Genomic DNA, 17,801 nt, shown 5'->3' on the forward strand with positions numbered 1-17,801 from the left:
ATAAGTTAATAGGGTTATACTTTTTGAGTCCGTATTAATTTTGATCATCTAATTCTAAAATTCGGTTTAAAAGAATAATTCCCTGAGTTTTTTCTTCTCCACAGGGTTTTCCTTTTCTTTCTTTAAAGGTTTCAGGTCGAGGCGCAATCCATTTTTTTTCTAATGATGTTAATCGCTGTGGTAACTCATATTCATACTTCGAGCCTTTAAGTTTATCTTTGATTTTTTCCGCTATTAAGGATTTGGTGAGAATTTGATTTGAATCAGCTTGCCAGCACTTATTTGAAAGGTCTTCTACTAATTTTTTAGCCTCGACATAGCTATCACTGACGGTTTTCTTTTTAGTTTTATTGACATTTAATGTGTCTAAATATGTATCTAGTGATTGTTTTGAGATTAAGAGGCTTAGTTTTGTAAGAGTAAACGAGGCGAATATATTAAATCTTTCTAGGTCTCTGACTGTTGTTTGTCTTTGTGTATAGGTGTCTTCCGAAAGATTAACAGGATTTTCTACAATAATGTGCCAATCTTTTAGTTGGGTTGTAATTAAATGAATGTTGTCGGTCTTAACACCTTTTAATAAAACATAATCATATTTATTGGAAATACTGTCTCTTACTAATGGAATATCAACTTTATCAATCTTATCTAATATGAGATCACAAATGGCATTTTTATAGCATCTATTGGGGGTAACCATTAAGTTGTCACTTTCATTTAGAAAACGAATTCCAATAACTTCTTTATTGGGTAAAGGTTTGTTAGTTTCTTCAACTACTGCAACCGCTACACCATATACATCAAAGCAAGTATGAATTATGCCATCACGTATCAAACGACATAAATTGAAATAATCATCTGTTGTGCTGTGATTAGAAAGCTTTTTAATTGCTTGAGTAATGGTGTAGTTCATAGAGGGTTAAACGACTTTTTGCTTAAATGGGATAATGTTTGGATCATCCAATTCATTAAGTCTTTGCGCTAGTTCTTGTACGGTCGGATTGTAATAACGCATCAGCATTTTTAAATCTTTATGACCGGTAACTTTTGCTAAATCTTGAATTGGAAGTTTCTTCGCAAGGCGTGTAGTAGCTTCATGCCTTGTGTCGTGAAAGTTTAAATCAGTAATCCCCAATCTATTACTTACAACAAGCCAAAAATCGTGCGATAGGGCATTCGATCTATCGGAAATGGTTAAAACTTTATCGTTATCTAATCCTTTCATTAATACGAGTAGTTGAATAGCGCGTCTAGAAAGCGGAACTTTTCTTGCTGTACCATTTTTCGTATCGGGTAGAAGTACGTGATCTTCGTATACATTGCACCATTGCATATTGGTGATTTCACTTGCTCGCATTGCAGTTTCTAAGGCGAATAAAAATGCCCAAGCGACTTGTTGGCGTTTAGTGAGCGGTTGATATGTCGCATCGTAATTAAAACCGAGAAGGATAGTATTAATTTCTTCTTGTGTAATTCTACGTTCTCGGTGAGGGGCTTGAGTTGGTTTGGCTACATCCAATAATGGGCTAGTTTTAAGAATACGTAATTCTTGACGTGCATATTTGAATACACCACCCAATACACCTAAGTCACGTCCTACCGTTGAAGGTGACACTTTGGAAAGCCGATCATTTCGAAGCTCAATCATATCTAGCTGATTAACGTCCGTTATCGGTTTCTGCATTAGTTTTGGGTAATCATTCATAAGTTTATGCAGACGAGAAATTTCTTTGTCAGCACCTTTATGCGACGGCGCAACTTCATCTATGTATTTCGCAATTAATTCTCCGAAAGAGATACATGATAACTTTTGAATCTTGTCTGCTTTTTTCTTTTGGTTGGGATCAATTCCTTCCGCAATTTGTTTCTTTATTTCATCACGTTTTAGGCGAGCTTCCTTAGCTGAAAATATCGGGTATTCGCCCAGTGTAGTTGTATTTTTCTTACCATTAAAAGTGTAAATCACTTTCCAAACTTTACGACCGGTCGTAGAAGTGAAGAGATATAGCAATTCACTATCAAAGTTTTTAAGAGTTTTATTGGCAAGGGGCTGAATAGCTTCAATTTGCTTTACGGTGAGCATATATATCTTATCTATGAAAATTTAACTACCAACTTAACTACTTGGTAGGTGGTTTTGGAGTGTTATTGATGGTAATTGTTAGGATGGTAAAATTCAATAAAATATATTTAAAATAATAACTTATGATTAATTTTTGGCTAAATGTTTTTGAGTGTTATTTAAAGTAGATCGCAATCATATGGCGATTTACTAAATTTAAAGATCAAAATCCTGCTTCCGAGCGGGATTTTTTATGGCATGTCATTTGAATATAACGATAAAAATAGAAATAAGAGGAGAAGAATATGAGCGAAATTCAATATTTAAACATTCAAGATCTAAAAGATGAACAGGCTCAACTGTGCGAATTATTGGCACAATGTGTGCAAGATGGTGCATCTCTAGGTTTTTTAGCTGAAGAATCTAAGTCGCACTATGATGAATATTGGTCTGCTGTGGCAAAGGATATTCAAAAGCATAAAACCTTTTTGTGGGTAGCGCTGCAAAGCGGTGAAGTTGTGGGCACAGTGCAATTGGTTCGTGCCACCAAAGCCAATGCACTGCATCGTGCTGAGATTGAAAAACTTATGGTGCATCCAAAGGTACGTCAGCAAGGCATTGCTCACCAACTATTAACACTTGCAGAAGATCAAGCAAAACACTTGAACTTGAAATTACTCGTACTTGATACCCGTACAGGCGAAGTCTCTGAAAAGCTGTATGAAAAATTTAACTTTATAAAAGCTGGGATTATTCCGCAATTTGCATTGAGCCATACGAGTAAAATAGATTCAACGACATTATTTTATAAATTATTGGCTTAAGTTAAAGTTGATGAAATTTTTAGACTAAAACTCCTGCACAGATGCAGGAGTTTTTTCATTAAAGGTTCTTTTGATTAACCCGTTTAGAGAGTTCTTCCGCACTTTCAACTCGTTCAGAATAGCGATCTGTGAGGTAGGCAGATTGACCACGTGTGAGTAGGGTAAATTTATATAATTCCTCCATCACATCGACAATCCGAGTGTAATAGGAGGAAGGTTTCATGCGGTCATTTTCATCAAATTCTAAAAATGCTTTTGCAACGGAAGATTGATTTGGAATTGTGATCATCCGCATCCAACGCCCAAGGATTCTCATTTGGTTAACAGCATTGAAAGATTGCGAACCGCCACTGACTTGCATTAACGCTAGCGTTTTACCTTGAGTAGCACGAATGGCACCTGCGGCTAAAGGAATCCAATCAATTTGTGCTTTCAAGATAGAACTCATCGCACCATGTCGTTCTGGCGAACACCAAACCATGCCTTCAGACCATGCAAGCAAATCATGTAATTCCTGAACTTTAGGATGGGAGGTTTCAGCATCTTCAGGCAGAGGAAGACCTTTAGGATGAAAGATTTTGACTTCTGCACCAAAATGTTCAAGGATTCGACCCGCCTCCAATACCGTTAAGCGGCTAAATGAGCGTTCACGGTTAGAGCCATAGAGCAGCAGGATGCGTGGCGGATGTTCAAGTGCTTTAGCTTGAACTTGCTCAAAACGCGGTGTCTCAAGTAAATCTAGTTGAATATTGGGGAGCTTCATTTTAGTTCTCGTTATACCATTTGCGTTTTAACCATAGCGATACACTCACTAATGCAATTAGCACAGGGACTTCAACCAATGGGCCAATAATCGTGGTAAATGCAATCGGAGATGCAATGCCAAAGGTGGCGATGGCAACAGCGAGGGCAAGTTCAAAATTATTACCCGCTGCTGTAAAGGATATGGCAGTGGTTTTGGCGTAGTTATTGCCCATCCATTTGCTCATCAAAAAGCTAATGAAAAACATCACCACAAAGTAGATCGTGAGGGGGATGGCAATACGCAGTACATCCATTGGAAGGCTCACAACATCTGCACCTTTGAGGCTAAACATCACCACAATGGTAAAGAGTAATGCGATTAAACTGATCGGGCTGATCTTAGGTATAAATTGATTTTTATACCAATCTAGACCTTTTTGTTTTACCAATATGGCACGCGTCAGGAAACCGAGCAGGAAGGGAATACCTAAATACACCAATACTGCATGTGTGATGGTCCAAAAGCTGACTTGGATCACTTGCGCTTCTATATCAAAATAAGGCGGTAAAAAACTCAAAAAGAACCATGCGTAGGTACTAAAAAATGCAATTTGGAAAATACTGTTAAATGCCACTAAAGCTGCAACGTATTGGTTATCCCCGCAAGCGAGATCATTCCAAACCAGAACCATCGCAATGCAACGTGCTAAACCAATCAGAATCAAGCCGGTCATATATTCAGGGTAGTGTTGTAAAAACACGATCGCCAAAATAAACATCAGGCACGGTGCGATTAACCAATTTTGAAGCAGTGAAAGATATAAGGTGCGTTTGTCTTTAAACACTTCAGGCAGTGCTTTGTAATCCACTCTAGCCAAAGGCGGATACATCATCAGGATTAAACCAATGGCAATCGCAATATTGACATCACCGATATTGAGTTGATTTAAAGCTCTTGAAGCACTAGGAACATACACGCCAATCGTAATGCCTAGCCCCATTGCGATAAAAATCCATAGCGTTAGATTGCGGTCTAGAAATGACAATTTTGCAGCAGCCATTAGTGGATCTCTGAAATTTTTTGGATTTCTAGGTTGAGTTCTTCACGACTTAATTGCGTAAAATCGAGTGCAAATAAAGCATCTAAACGGCGGTTAATATGCGCCACGGTATCAAGAAAAGCTGCAAGTTTTATGTCATCTGCAAGCTCTAAATGGGAGGGATCTTCTAAGCCCCAGTGGGCTTTGATGGCAGAGCCTAAGTAAATTGGGCAAGCTTCTTGAGCTGCAGAACCACAGACAGTAATTACCACATCGGGTTGGTATTGTTCACATGCTGTGATGGTTTTACTCGACAAGCCCTCAGTCGGTAGATTGAGGTTATGTAGGGTTTTTAAGGTAAATGGGTGGACTTGTCCTGAAGGTTTACTGCCTGCGCTATAAGCACGGAAACCTTCAGGGGCACGCTGGTTAAAAAGTACTTCGGATAAAATGCTGCGGCAGCTATTGCCAGTACATAGAAATAAAAAATTCATAGCGTTTCACACAATGTGGTAGTGCCTTTCGGGGAGTTTAAATCGAGGTCTTTAAATCGTTCTTGGTGACGCATGACATCGAGTATTTGTGTACACCAAGTAGGCAGTGCAGGGTGAATGGAGTAATAGACCCATTGACCTTTACGTTGATCACTCAGCACACCTGATGAACGCAGTAATGCCAAATGACGCGAAATTTTAGGTTGGCTCAATTCAAGGGACTCAGTGAGTTCGCAGACGCAGAGTTCACCTTTACAAGCCAACAGCATGATGATGTTCAGACGAGTCTCATCTGCAAGTAATTTGAAAAATTCAGTCTGTTCCATGCTTATCTATATATATGGATTTACATATATTCTTACATATGAATATATGGATGTCCATATATTTTATTCAATAAAAATCCCACATGCAGTGGGATTTTTATATTTAGGCCAGTTTAAAAGTCGAACGAAGTTTGTAAGAAAAAGGTACGTGGCTGACCGATATATTTACCACCTGTTGCATCTGATGAACGGGTGAAATACTGTTTATCAAAGACATTCTTAATACCAGCAGCAACTTTAACCCCTTGTAGCGAACCGCCAAAGTCATAGCCTGTACGTACAGCAAAAGTTGAATAGCCTGGAATATCGCCCAATTTACCATTTGCCGTTTCTTCAGTTTGGTAGATGCCAGAATCTTGGTTACCTGGAGCACGTTGTTTAGATTGCGCATACATGTCGGCATTGATGGACCAAGCATCATATTTATAGCCTAAGCCAAAATTTGCAACATTCTGTGAGTAAAACGGTAAGTCTTTATCTTTAAAGTTACCCGCTTCAGCAACCGCTTTGGTATAGGTGTAGTTGCCATAAGCTTTTAAGCCTTCGAGATTGTCAGCTAAATGACCGAAATCATAGCTAAAACCGGTTTCAATCCCTTTATGGCTGGTTGCCCCTAGGCTGGTCCAAATGCCATTGCTGCCGGCATCACGGTCTAAGTAGAGCTCTTTTTCAAAATCTAAATAGAAAGCGGTTAATTCAGCAGTTAAGCCATTACCGAGATATTTAGTGCCGATTTCATAGTTTTTTGACTTTTCTGGGTGTAAGCCATCGAGTGTAGAAACAGCCACATTATCTTTTGCTGCTGCTAATTGGTTATATTGCTGTGGACCAAAAGAGACACCGGCATTGGCAAAGAAATTCCAATGGTCAGTTGCTTTATACAGGACAGCTAAACTTGGTAAAAATTCATCTGATTGGATCGATGGATGAACAGTATTTTGTAATACGCCATTTTTATAGGCACTAAAACTGTTTTGCGTATCAATCGATTCAAAACGAACGCCGGGTGTAATATTCCATTTACCCAATTCTATACGGTTATCGATATAAGCTGCGTGTGCTTTGGTGCCACCCGCACTACGTGTACGTGCAATAAACTGACCGGGTTCAGCATCTGCAGCGTATTCAGTACGGCCTGCGAACTCGGTGCTTTCTTCATCCATATAACGGTAGCCTACAGTCACTTCATTCAGCGTGCTACCTAAGCTATAGCTACGAGAATAACGTGGCTCAATGGCAAAGACTTTATAATCACGTGGTGAAGTATCTAAGCGATGATTGCCATTGGTTAAGGTGGATTCAAGGTTGCTGGTACGGAATGAATCGATGTAATAACTTAAAAGTTCAAAGTTGTTCGTGTCATCTTTATGTGTATAACGTAGGGATACATCTGAACGACGGCCAGTGAAAAAATCACGATAATGCGACGTTTGATATGGATTTGCTTCGAATTCAGCAGTGCTTAAACCTTCAGGCATTTTACCTGTACCATCGTAGTGATGGAAGTTTAATGCAATTTTATCCTGATCTGTTATGTCATAAGCGGTTTTTAACATGACATCATCAATGTCATTTTTGTTGTTCGCTTCACGATAACCATTGCCTTTAGTACCTGAATAAAGCAAGGCTAAGCCTAAACCATTATCAAATGTTCCACCAACGAACAGACTAGGACTTAATTTTACCTGATCTGTACCCGTTGCATATTCAGAGTTTAAAGCTACGGTTCCTTTAAATGATTCAGGAATGCTACGTGTGGCAAAATTGATAATACCACCGACATTTTGTGGTCCAAAACGGACAGAACCTGCTCCACGGACTACATCAACAGATTCTATATTTCCTAAAGAGACAGGTGCCATAGAAAGCTGTGGTTGTCCATAAGGTGCAAATGACATTGGGATGCCATCGATCAACACGGTTGAACGTGGAGAGAGGCGAGAGGTTAATCCTCGAACGCCAATATTTAATGAAACATCGCTACCGCCAGTACCATTATTTTCTTGAACCTGAACACCAGGAACTTGGCGTAACGCATCTTTTAGAGATGTTGCTGCGCTTTCGTTTAAGCGTTTACGGTCTATAATGGTCCGCGCACCGGCATGCTTTTGCACCTTTTTTTCATTGGCGTTTTCCAGCCAGTTCCCTTGAGTTTCAATGGTGATGGTCGGTAAAACATCAGCTTGCGCGGTATCTGTATTTTCAGCAGCAGAAGCCATAGTGGCAACCATGCTTATACCTACGGCAATACTTAGCGGTAATAACGGGAAGTTTTGAAGCTTTAGAGATTTTTTGCTTGAACTATACATAAAAGTGTGAGCAATGGAGAGAGAGCGCGTATCATAATCTTGAGTGCGATAAATTTAAATAAGGATGATTATCATTTGAAACTATGAATTTGACTAAGCTAATAGACTTTTTAATTTAAATAAAGAATAGATGGAATTTATAGTCAAAAAAACCGCGCTAAAGCACGGTTTCTTAAAATGAATTTAATTATTTAAACTGGATAGAGCCATTTGCACTGACCGTGATTTTAGATTCACCACCTGCCATTTCTTGTTCAGGAATAGCATCGGCACTTGCAGCTTTCATCATCGCCATACGCGGAACTGGCTGACCACCATAATTGCTGGTATTTAAATTAATATTAACCAAGTTGTAGCCTGATTTATTCCATGCCTGAGCGAGCGCTTGGGCACGTTGTTGAAAGTTTTTGGATACTTCAACCATCAGTTCATTTTCAACTTTTTTACGCTGTGCATCTGACACACTAAAGCTGATGGATTGAGTTTGGAAATTTTGTTGTAACTCGCTCACCAATTGGCTAGCTGCTTTAAAGTCTGTACTTTCTAAACGTACTTCGGCACGACCACGCCATTCTTTCAATTTACGACTGTCATTGTCATAAATCGGGTAGGTGCTTTGAGATCCCGTTTCGATTTTTACCGCAGGGTATTTACGGGCTGTGTTCACCGCTTGGGTCATCAATTGGTTGATTTGGGTAGCAAGTTCAGCCGGCTGTTTATTTGATTTTTCAATATATAAAACGGCATACATTTGGTCGTTCGACACTTGGCGAGTAGCATCCGCCTGAATATTCACGATGTTGTAATTGAGTGGGTCAGCTGCTTGAGTTGCTGCTGCCAAACCTAGACCGGATGCTAATAAAACAGTGGATAAGATAATTTTACGCATTGTTATGACCTATTCTTCTTTCAGAATGATTAATTTAGCTTATGCTGTTATCTTAAAAGGGGATTGTGATGGATTAAAGGAAAATCTGTGGTGGGATTGTAAATCTTTCAAGAAAAATAAATGTAGTGCTTGATGAATTATTTATTTAAATAATCAGTACTTAGTTGTTTAAATAATTGATGATTACAATAATCATTCATAAGTTGTAAAAAAGCATAAAATAAAAAGGTTTTCTTTGTTTTGTCACACTGTAAGATGATAATTCAAGATATCCATGGAATAGATCTGTTTTTTCTCTAAATTATCTTTTTATTTGATCATAAAAGTGATTTATTTTCTTGAAAAAGTCTGTATCATCCGCCTCCTAGTTAGCCCATACTCAAAGAGCTTTTAAAGCTAACTAGAAACTCATAAAGCACCGAGTCAAAGGACCGCAAGTCACCCGACTTATTTCTTTCAACCCATATCAGAGATGGTAATTCGATATGAGCGTTTCTTCTGTAAACCCTGCCACTAATTCTACTAACGAATACTATTTGACTCGCCAAAGCCAGATGGAATCCAATGTTCGTAGCTATCCGCGTAAACTTCCACTTGCGATAGCAAAAGCTTTAGGTTGTTGGGTTACTGATGTTGAAGGTACAGAGTACCTCGATTGTTTAGCTGGGGCAGGAACATTGGCATTAGGCCATAATCATCCTGCGGTAATTCAAAGTATCCAAGACACACTTGCAAGTGGCCTCCCATTGCATACTTTGGATTTAACAACGCCTTTAAAAGATGCTTTTACTGAAGCACTACTTGAGCAATTACCTGGTGGTAAAGAAGAGTATTGTCTACAGTTCTGTGGCCCGTCTGGTGCAGATGGTACAGAAGCAGCAATTAAATTAGCAAAAACTTACACTGGTCGTAGTTCAGTAATCAGCTTCTCAGGTGGCTACCATGGTATGACTCACGGTTCTTTAGCAATGACAGGTAACTTGTCTGCTAAAAATGCTGTGAACGGCTTAATGCCGGGTGTTCAATTTATGCCGTATCCGCATGAATACCGTTGCCCATTAGGCATAGGTGGTGAAGCGGGTGTAGACGCATTAACCTATTATTTCGAAAACTTCATTGAAGACGTAGAAAGCGGTGTAACGAAACCTGCAGCTGTAATCTTGGAAGCAATCCAAGGCGAAGGCGGTGTAGTGACTGCACCTGTAAAATGGTTAAAGAAAATCCGCGAAGTGACTGAAAAGCACAACATCGTGTTGATTCTTGATGAAGTACAAGCGGGCTTTGCACGTTCAGGTAAAATGTTTGCCTTTGAACATGCAGGTATTGAGCCTGATGTCGTTGTAATGTCTAAAGCAGTCGGTGGTAGCTTACCACTTGCAGTATTGGGTATTAAACGTAAGTTTGATGCATGGCAACCAGCGGGTCACACGGGTACATTCCGTGGTAACCAACTTGCTATGGGTACTGGTCTTGCAACAATCAAAACCATCAAAGAACAAAACTTGGCTCAAAACGCGCAAGAGCGTGGCGACTTCTTACAAGCTGAAATTAAAAAATTAGCGGTAGAATTCCCATGTATCGGCAACGTACGCGGCCGTGGTTTGATGATTGGTGTTGAAATTGTTGATGAACGTCAAAAAGCAGATCACATGGGTTCTTTACCAGGTGATTCTCAATTGGCAGCAGCAATTCAAGCAGCATGTTTCAACAACAAATTGTTGTTAGAAAAAGGTGGTCGTAACGGTACAGTCATTCGTTTACTTTGCCCATTGATCATTAACCAAGTTGAATGTATTGAGGTGATCGTTCGCTTCAAGAAAGCACTTGCTGAAGCACTTGTTGCAACTCGAGGCGCGTAATAATGGTTGATTTTGCAGAACATCGTAAAGCGTTATTCTGCAATGATGCACAATCCATTGCTGACTATCAGTCAGCAATGGGCGAAGCGGTTAAAGCCGTTTCTGCATGGTTGCAAAATGACAAAATGTACACCGGCGGTAGCATTAAAGAGCTTCGTAGTGCAATTGCATTCAATCCTTCAAAAGAAGGTATGGGTGTACAAAAATCACTAGACCGTATGGTTGAGCTGTTCTTAAACAAAAGCTTGAAAGTACATCACCCACATTCTTTAGCGCATTTGCATTGCCCAACGATGGTAACAAGCCAGATCGCTGAAGTGCTCATTAACGCGACCAACCAATCGATGGACTCATGGGATCAAAGTCCTGCCGGTTCATTGATGGAAGTTCAGTTAATTGACTGGCTTCGCCAAAAAGTTGGCTATGGTGTAGGTCAAGCAGGTGTATTCACCTCTGGCGGTACACAGTCAAACTTGATGGGCGTTTTACTTGCTCGTGATGCATGTATTGCTAAAAACTGGAAAGACGAAAACGGCAATCCGTGGTCTGTTCAGCGTGATGGCGTACCTGCAGAAGCAATGCGTAACGTCAAAGTGATCTGTTCTGAAAATGCACACTTCTCTGTGCAAAAGAACATGGCCATGATGGGTATGGGTTTCCAATCTGTTGTCACTGTTCCTGTAGATGCAAATGCACGCATGGACATGGATGCACTTGAGAAAACCATGGCGCACCTTCAAGCTGAAGGCAAAATCGTGGCATGTGTAGTTGCAACTGCGGGTACAACTGATGCGGGCGCGATTGACCCATTGAAAGAAGTGCGTGCAATCACCAATAAATATGGCGCGTGGATGCATATCGACGCAGCATGGGGCGGTGCACTGATTCTTTCAAATGACTATCGTTCAATGTTAGACGGTATTGAACTGTCTGACTCAGTAACGCTTGATTTCCATAAGCATTACTTCCAAACGATTTCATGTGGCGCATTCTTGCTTAAAGATGAAGCGAACTATCGTTTCATGCATTATGAAGCTGAGTACTTAAACTCTGCTTATGATGAAGAGCATGGTGTACCTAACTTAGTGTCTAAGTCACTGCAAACCACTCGCCGTTTTGATGCGTTGAAATTGTGGATGACAGTTGAGGCGCTAGGTGAAGAGCTTTATGGTTCGATGATCGATCATGGTGTAGGTCTTACACGTGATGTTGCAGATTATATCAATGCAACTGACGGTCTAGAAATGCTGGTTGATCCGCAATTTGCATCGGTATTGTTCCGTGTGATCCCTGAAGGTTACCCAGCTGAATTGTTAGATACATTGAACCAAAACGTAGCAGATGAATTATTTGCACGTGGTGAAGCGAATATTGGTGTAACTAAAGTAGGTCAAGTTCAATCATTGAAAATGACCACTTTAAGCCCAGTAGCGACTTTAGACAACGTGAAGAACTTGCTTGCTCTGGTGCTTGCAGAAGCGGATCGTATCAAAGGCCCAATCGCTGACGGTACATATACACCTGCAATTGACTAATTGTCGTTTTGCTGTTGTAGAAAGAGGAGCTCATTTGAGCTCCTTCTTTTTTTAAAAAGACAATTAATGATTTTACAGCCACAATTTTTCATTGAGAGATGATAGTTTACTGTGTAGGCAGATTGTTACTTTGAGGGATCAAAGTAACTAAAATCCTTCTCAGGGAAAAGGTACATCCATGTGACCATTACCTTATAGTGACATCCCTGTCGCCAGTCGCGATAGTCATTGATGTTTATCATTTGATGAATGTGATACCACAATATTTATAACCAATATAAGGCTTGTAAAGGAGTTTCCCTCTCCTTGTAGGAGAGGCTTAGGGTGAGGTGAATGCAATACGATATTGATGTTATGCCGCAAATAATGGACTAAAACCTTTCTTACGCAGCAGTTTACGGTACATACTCGAACTACGGTCCGCCGGGAAATGTGCTTCGATGCTTAAATCCAAAGGCAAATATTCAGGCTTTTGCGATTCGGACACCAATCGGTCTTCCTCAAATATTTTCAGGTTAAAGTCGTAAGCATCCTCAATAGGCAAGTCTTTGTCATAGTTACGGCAAATCGGTGCAAATAGACGTGTGGAGCGGGCAGTCATAGGCGAGGCCGCGTTCATAATCACTTGCTTGCTGTCGTTTGGAAAATGAATGGTCAGCGTTGCGGTAAAAGGTAGATGAATCTCAAAATGCCGTAGCCATTGAAAGCTCTCTTGTCCACGTTGTTCTAAACCAATTGGATAGCGTCCAACACTGCTCCAGTAATCTGCATGGAATCCTGTTGCAGTTTCAATGGTTTTATAGTCAGGTACTTCTGTATTTTCAGGGTCACCAAAAGTTTCTGGATGTACCCATGCAAAATGAGCGACATCAATAAAACCTTCAAGCTGCCTGCCTGCGAAGCATTGAAAATCTACTGTTGGGCAAACCAATTTCTGAAATTCAATATTTTCCCAATTTGGCATGATAGGGATATTGGGCTCAGCCTCTTTAGGGGCAGTGAGGGAGCACCAAATTAAGCCATAACGTTCGACAGCTGCATAAGTTTGTAAATTAAAGCGAGGGGAGATCTTGTGATCGGGATGTGCGGGTATACGGTTGCAATGCCCATGTTCACCAAAGCGTAAGCCATGATAGCGGCAGACTACCCCTAGACCATCATTTTTGCCTAAACTTAGCGGTACGCCCCTATGCGGGCAGGCGTCTTTAGCGACAACCAGTTCATTTCCCATTTTATAGATAACGAGCGGCATATCTAAAAGCACAGTGCCATAAGGCTGTTCTGTAATGTCTCTCGATAAAGCAATCGGATACCAATATTCTGCAAGTAAGTGCCAGTCATGTTTTTCAAAAGTCATATGCACAGGCAAGTCCGGATTAAATGTCGCAATGGCTTTACTGGTCATTTTAGGCTCTGTTTTTATGTAAACTTGCATATTGAGCGAACTAAAAATGTAATGAAATTTCAATTATTGGAATATGAGTGAATAAAAAATCGAACATGCAAATGTGCATCATTCAGAAAAAGAGGAGAATTTGAAAAAAGAAAATAAGACAAAATATGACAGTGACATGAATTCTTACGAATATCAAAGTAGAAATAAATAAGACCAATACTTTGATAAATTTCATTACGTATTGAAAAATAAAGAATTATATTTAAATCAATGTGCAATCATCAATTATCATAAAAGCGTCATAAAGATGTAACCTAACTGTCATACTCTAAAATCAAAATGCGTATATCGAAAAAGTACAAGACTTTATTAGAAAGTGGCGTACTCCAATAAATGCATCAATAAAGAGAGATGAGAATGCGCTTAAATCATATCGCACTTGCTATGGTACTCACTACTGGGGCAACAGTCGCTACAACTGCAAATGCAGCTCGTGACACGATCCAAATTGCTGGTTCTTCAACTGTACTGCCTTATGCAAGTATTGTTGCAGAAGAGTTTGGTAATACATTCCCACAATTTAAAGCACCTGTCGTTGGTTCAGGCGGTACTTCAGGTGGTTTGAAACAATTCTGTAATGGTGTAGGCGACAACACAATTGACGTTGCAAACGCATCTCGTAAAATTAAAGATACTGAATTGGCTGCATGTAAAAAAGCCGGCGTTAACCAAATCTTAGAAATTAAAGTTGGATATGACGGTATCGTATTTGCGTCAAATGCGAAAAAAGCGGCATTTAAACTTCGCCCACAGCACGTATTTGCTGCACTCGCGGCTGAACTGCCATCAAAAGGTAAATTGGTTCCAAACCCATACACACGTTGGAGTCAAATCGACCCAACATTACCAAACGAAGCAATCACTTTAGTTATTCCTGCATCAAACCACGGTACACGTGAAGTGTTCCAAGAAAAAATGGTCGATGCTGGCTGTGAAACTTATGAAGCTTTCGCAAAATTAGATAAAGATGCTCAGAAAAAAGCATGTTCAACTTTCCGTAAAGATGGTCGTGTGATTGAAATCGCGGGCGATTATACAGAAACATTGGCACGCTTAAAAACCTCACCAAACGCGGTCGGTGTATTCGGTCTAGGCTTCTATGACCAAAACCGTGACAAGCTACGTGTAGCAACAGTCAATAACGTTGCACCTTCTGAGAAGACGATTTTAAATGGTTCATACCCAGTATCTCGTCCATTGTTCTTCTACGTAAAAGGTGAGCACTTAAAATCAATTAAAGGCTTAAAAGAGTTCACAGAATTCTTCCTTAGCAAAAAAGTATCAGGTAAAGGTTCTAAGCTAGAAAAAGCAGGCTTAATTTCAATGTCTGATAAAGAACGCGCTGCAGTTCTTGCAAACTTTAAAGCGGGTAAAGCAGTTAAATAATTGGATTGAAACAGCCAATGGCAGGATTGACCTGCCATTGGCTTTTTGCAAAGAAACAGTTTTTTCAAGAAGGGCTTTTGAAAAAACAGTGGAGATTACATGAATCTGCTACTTATTGGTGTGTTGCTCGCAATTATTGCAATCGCTTATCAAGTTGGACTGACCAAAAGTCGCAAACTTGCAGGTAAAGGCAATAACTCAGCAATGTTGCATTCACGACCGGGCTACTATGGTGTTTTGGTCGCTTTATGGTGTGGGATTCCCGCTTTTTTAATCTTGATTGTTTGGAACTTGGTTGAACCGAGTATTTTTCAACATGTTATTTTAAATAATGTCCCTGAAAATATTCGTTTAAGTTTAGATCCTGCAAGCACGAGCGTAATGGTTGACCGCGTTCAAGCGATTGCTTCTGGTTTTGGGGTGAGTGATACGCCAGCTGCATATGAACTTGCAGCAGCAGAACAATTAAAGAAAATTGAAAACATTGGCTCATATGCAAAATTGGCCATTGTGATTTGTGCGGGATTGATTGGTTTAGTCATGGCTAAACGTCGCATCGCAGAAAAATATCGTGCACGTAACCAAGTTGAAAAAGTTATTAATATCGCATTGGCACTATGTTCCGGTGTGGCAATCCTGACAACAGTTGGCATTGTGATGTCGATGTTCAGTGAAGCCATGCGTTTCTTTAGTTTTGTCAGTCCACTCGATTTCTTCTTGGGCACTGAATGGAACCCAGGTTTTAGTACATCAGGGAATGCCGAAGGTAGTTATGGTTTGCTGCCACTCCTTTGGGGCACACTCATGGTTAGTGGTATTGCACTACTGGTTGCTGTTCCGGTTGGTCTGATGATTGCGATTTATTTGGCTGAATATGCAAAGCCAAGTTTCCGTGCTTGGGCAAAACCTGCCATAGAAGTTCTCGCAGGTATTCCAACCATCGTTTACGGTGTATTTGCCTTAATGATTATTGGACCCTTTGCAAAACAACTTGGCGCATATATCGGACTCGATATTAATGCAACCAGTGCTTTAACAGCAGGCTTTGTGATGGGGATTATGATTATCCCATTTGTTTCATCATTATCTGATGACATCATTACCCAAGTCCCTCGCGCGCTTCGTGACGGTTCACTCGGTTTGGGTGCTACAAAATCAGAAACCATTCGCCAAGTAGTGATTCCAGCTGCATTGCCGGGCATCATCGGTGCATTCTTATTGGCAGCATCTCGTGCAATTGGTGAAACCATGATTGTGGTGCTTGCAGCAGGGAACAGTCCTTTACTGCATATCAACCCACTCGAAGCGGTGTCTACCGTCACTATTACCATCGTAAACCAATTAACAGGTGATACAGACTTTGCGAGTCCTCAAGCATTAGTTGCTTTTGCACTCGGTTTAACACTGTTTGTGATTACCTTAGGGCTGAATATTGTTGCACTGTACATTGTGCGTAAATACCGTGAGCAATACGAATGAGTACTACGAATACATCAAACATGGATCAAAAATTTGATTCACATGCAGCCGCTGAGCTTCGTGAAAAACGTAAGAAAATCATTGAAAACTCATTGGCGAAAAGACACCGTAAAGAAAATACCTTCCGTGTCTTGGGCTTTAGTGCAGTAGTGACTGGCTTATTGTTCGTCGTGCTATTGTTTGGTAGTATTTTAGCCAAAGGTTTACCTGCATTTTGGCAAAGCTCAATGACGGTACCTGTGTTTTTTGATCCAAACATTGTCAAAGTTGGTGCGAAACCAATTCAAAAAGAAGGTGAATCACCTGCACAGTTCCAAGAGCGTTACATTGCTTGGCAAACTGAAATGGGCATGGTGGATTGGGATGCGCTCATCGTAAATGGCATCATAGCAAAAGATCCAGCGATTGCCTCACAACGTGATGATCTCAACAGTTTATATACAAGTTCAGAAGCTTATCGCTTACGTGACATGGTAATGGCAGATCCGTCATTGATTGGTCAAAAACAAGATTTTAAAATCCTTGCAGATGCTAATGTCGATGTCTGGTTGGCTGGTAATATTGACCGCAGCTTGCCTGATGAACAGCAACAATTGAGCCCAGAAGTACGCCAACTTGCAGATAAACTTAAAGCTGATGGTGTTATTACTAACTCATTTAATACTGAAATATTTAAGAATCCAGACTCTCGTAGCTCACCTGCAACTTCAGGTTTAGCAGGGGCGTTTATGGGGTCGTTATTTATGATGCTGATCGTGATCATTATTTCAATTCCAATCGGTGTAGCATCCGCAATTTACTTAGAAGAATTTGCACCTAAAAACTGGATTACCGATGTTGTCGAAGTCAACATTAACAACTTAGCAGCGGTTCCTTCGATTGTCTTTGGTTTGCTTGGTGCAGCGATCTTTATTGGTTGGATGCATATGCCGCTTTCGGCTCCTGTGGTTGGTGGTTTAGTCTTAAGTTTGATGACTTTGCCAACGGTCATTATTACCACACGTGCATCACTAAAAGCTGTCCCGCCATCGATTCGTCAAGCCGCATTAGGTTTAGGTGCATCACGTTTACAAACTGTATTTCACCATGTCTTGCCACTGGCATTGCCGGGTATCTTAACTGGTGCCATTATTGGTGTTGCGCAAGCCTTAGGTGAAACTGCTCCATTATTATTGATTGGTATGAGTGCCTTTGTGGCAAGTGTACCAGCCACTCCTTTAGATCAATCCACTGCATTACCTGTACAAATTTTCCTTTGGCAAGGTAACGAGCTACGTAACTTCTTTGAAGGGCGTACCGCAGCAGCAATCATTGTACTTCTTGCTCTCATGATCGGCTTAAACAGTTTAGCGATCTGGTTACGTAAGAAATTTGAAGTACGCTGGTAATTGAGGGCAT

At 40.4% G+C, this 17,801-nt stretch carries 15 protein-coding genes; 6 read left to right on the forward strand and 9 right to left on the reverse strand.

The features are described from left to right. Positions 1-34: 34 nt before the first annotated feature. Both FTU16_RS01775 and FTU16_RS01780 read right to left on the reverse strand, forming a co-directional pair. Positions 35-913, reverse strand: a complete 879-nt coding sequence (locus tag FTU16_RS01775) for a hypothetical protein (RefSeq protein ID WP_180162570.1) — start codon at positions 911-913, stop codon at positions 35-37. 6 nt (positions 914-919) lie between these two features. Further along, positions 920-2,083, reverse strand: a complete 1,164-nt coding sequence (locus FTU16_RS01780; RefSeq protein WP_180162571.1) for a site-specific integrase — start codon at positions 2,081-2,083, stop codon at positions 920-922. Between the two features lie 284 nt (positions 2,084-2,367). Here FTU16_RS01780 and FTU16_RS01785 point away from each other — a divergent pair, with 284 nt between their 5' ends. Beyond that, positions 2,368-2,886 carry a GNAT family N-acetyltransferase gene (locus FTU16_RS01785; RefSeq protein WP_180162572.1) on the forward strand — a complete coding sequence of 173 codons (519 nt, stop codon included), beginning with the start codon at positions 2,368-2,370 and terminating at the stop codon, positions 2,884-2,886. A 58-nt stretch (positions 2,887-2,944) separates the two neighbouring features. Here the strand turns inward: FTU16_RS01785 and arsH are convergent, their stop codons facing one another. The 6 genes from arsH to FTU16_RS01815 form a co-directional block, all read right to left on the reverse strand. Next, positions 2,945-3,649: an arsenical resistance protein ArsH gene (arsH, locus tag FTU16_RS01790; RefSeq protein ID WP_180162573.1), complete on the reverse strand. Its 705-nt coding sequence runs from the start codon at positions 3,647-3,649 to the stop codon at positions 2,945-2,947. A 1-nt stretch (position 3,650) separates the two neighbouring features. After that, positions 3,651-4,691 carry an ACR3 family arsenite efflux transporter gene (gene arsB / locus FTU16_RS01795; protein ID WP_180162574.1) on the reverse strand — a complete coding sequence of 347 codons (1,041 nt, stop codon included), beginning with the start codon at positions 4,689-4,691 and terminating at the stop codon, positions 3,651-3,653. After that, complete coding sequence (locus tag FTU16_RS01800; RefSeq protein ID WP_180162575.1) at positions 4,691-5,164, reverse strand: arsenate reductase ArsC; 474 nt, start codon at positions 5,162-5,164, stop codon at positions 4,691-4,693. The genes arsB and FTU16_RS01800 overlap by 1 nt, the downstream gene beginning before the upstream one ends. After that, positions 5,161-5,490: a metalloregulator ArsR/SmtB family transcription factor gene (locus FTU16_RS01805; RefSeq protein WP_078191857.1), complete on the reverse strand. Its 330-nt coding sequence runs from the start codon at positions 5,488-5,490 to the stop codon at positions 5,161-5,163. The genes FTU16_RS01800 and FTU16_RS01805 overlap by 4 nt, the downstream gene beginning before the upstream one ends. A 113-nt stretch (positions 5,491-5,603) precedes the next feature. After that, the gene (locus tag FTU16_RS01810) at positions 5,604-7,799 is read right to left on the reverse strand and encodes a TonB-dependent siderophore receptor (protein WP_180162576.1); all 2,196 of its coding nucleotides are present in this window, start codon (positions 7,797-7,799) and stop codon (positions 5,604-5,606) included. Positions 7,800-7,986: 187 nt separating this feature from the next. Further along, entirely contained in the window at positions 7,987-8,688 is a 702-nt protein-coding gene (locus tag FTU16_RS01815) for an SIMPL domain-containing protein (protein ID WP_180093489.1), read from the reverse strand. A 485-nt stretch (positions 8,689-9,173) separates the two neighbouring features. Between FTU16_RS01815 and FTU16_RS01820 the strand changes: the two genes are divergently transcribed. Then, on the forward strand, positions 9,174-10,547 hold the full coding sequence (locus FTU16_RS01820; protein WP_180162577.1) for a diaminobutyrate--2-oxoglutarate transaminase: 1,374 nt from the start codon (positions 9,174-9,176) through the stop codon (positions 10,545-10,547). A 2-nt stretch (positions 10,548-10,549) separates the two neighbouring features. After that, complete coding sequence (locus tag FTU16_RS01825) at positions 10,550-12,082, forward strand: aspartate aminotransferase family protein (protein ID WP_180162578.1); 1,533 nt, start codon at positions 10,550-10,552, stop codon at positions 12,080-12,082. Between the two features lie 352 nt (positions 12,083-12,434). Here FTU16_RS01825 and FTU16_RS01830 read toward each other — a convergent pair whose 3' ends face one another. Beyond that, positions 12,435-13,487: a Rieske 2Fe-2S domain-containing protein gene (locus tag FTU16_RS01830; RefSeq protein ID WP_180162579.1), complete on the reverse strand. Its 1,053-nt coding sequence runs from the start codon at positions 13,485-13,487 to the stop codon at positions 12,435-12,437. 408 nt (positions 13,488-13,895) lie between these two features. Here FTU16_RS01830 and FTU16_RS01835 point away from each other — a divergent pair, with 408 nt between their 5' ends. The 3 genes from FTU16_RS01835 to pstA all read left to right on the forward strand — a co-directional run bounded on the left by FTU16_RS01835 (position 13,896) and on the right by pstA (position 17,791). Then, positions 13,896-14,924, forward strand: a complete 1,029-nt coding sequence (locus FTU16_RS01835; protein ID WP_180162580.1) for a substrate-binding domain-containing protein — start codon at positions 13,896-13,898, stop codon at positions 14,922-14,924. 99 nt (positions 14,925-15,023) lie between these two features. Next, on the forward strand, positions 15,024-16,403 hold the full coding sequence (gene pstC, locus FTU16_RS01840; protein ID WP_180063370.1) for a phosphate ABC transporter permease subunit PstC: 1,380 nt from the start codon (positions 15,024-15,026) through the stop codon (positions 16,401-16,403). Continuing rightward, a complete protein-coding gene (gene pstA, locus FTU16_RS01845; RefSeq protein WP_180114572.1) occupies positions 16,400-17,791 on the forward strand; it encodes a phosphate ABC transporter permease PstA in 1,392 nt (463 codons plus the stop codon). The genes pstC and pstA overlap by 4 nt, the downstream gene beginning before the upstream one ends. The last annotated feature ends 10 nt before the right edge of the window (positions 17,792-17,801 follow it).

Origin of the sequence: Acinetobacter sp. YH12069, from assembly GCF_013419675.1 — a bacterium.
GTDB classification, from domain to species: Bacteria; Pseudomonadota; Gammaproteobacteria; order Pseudomonadales; family Moraxellaceae; genus Acinetobacter; species Acinetobacter amyesii.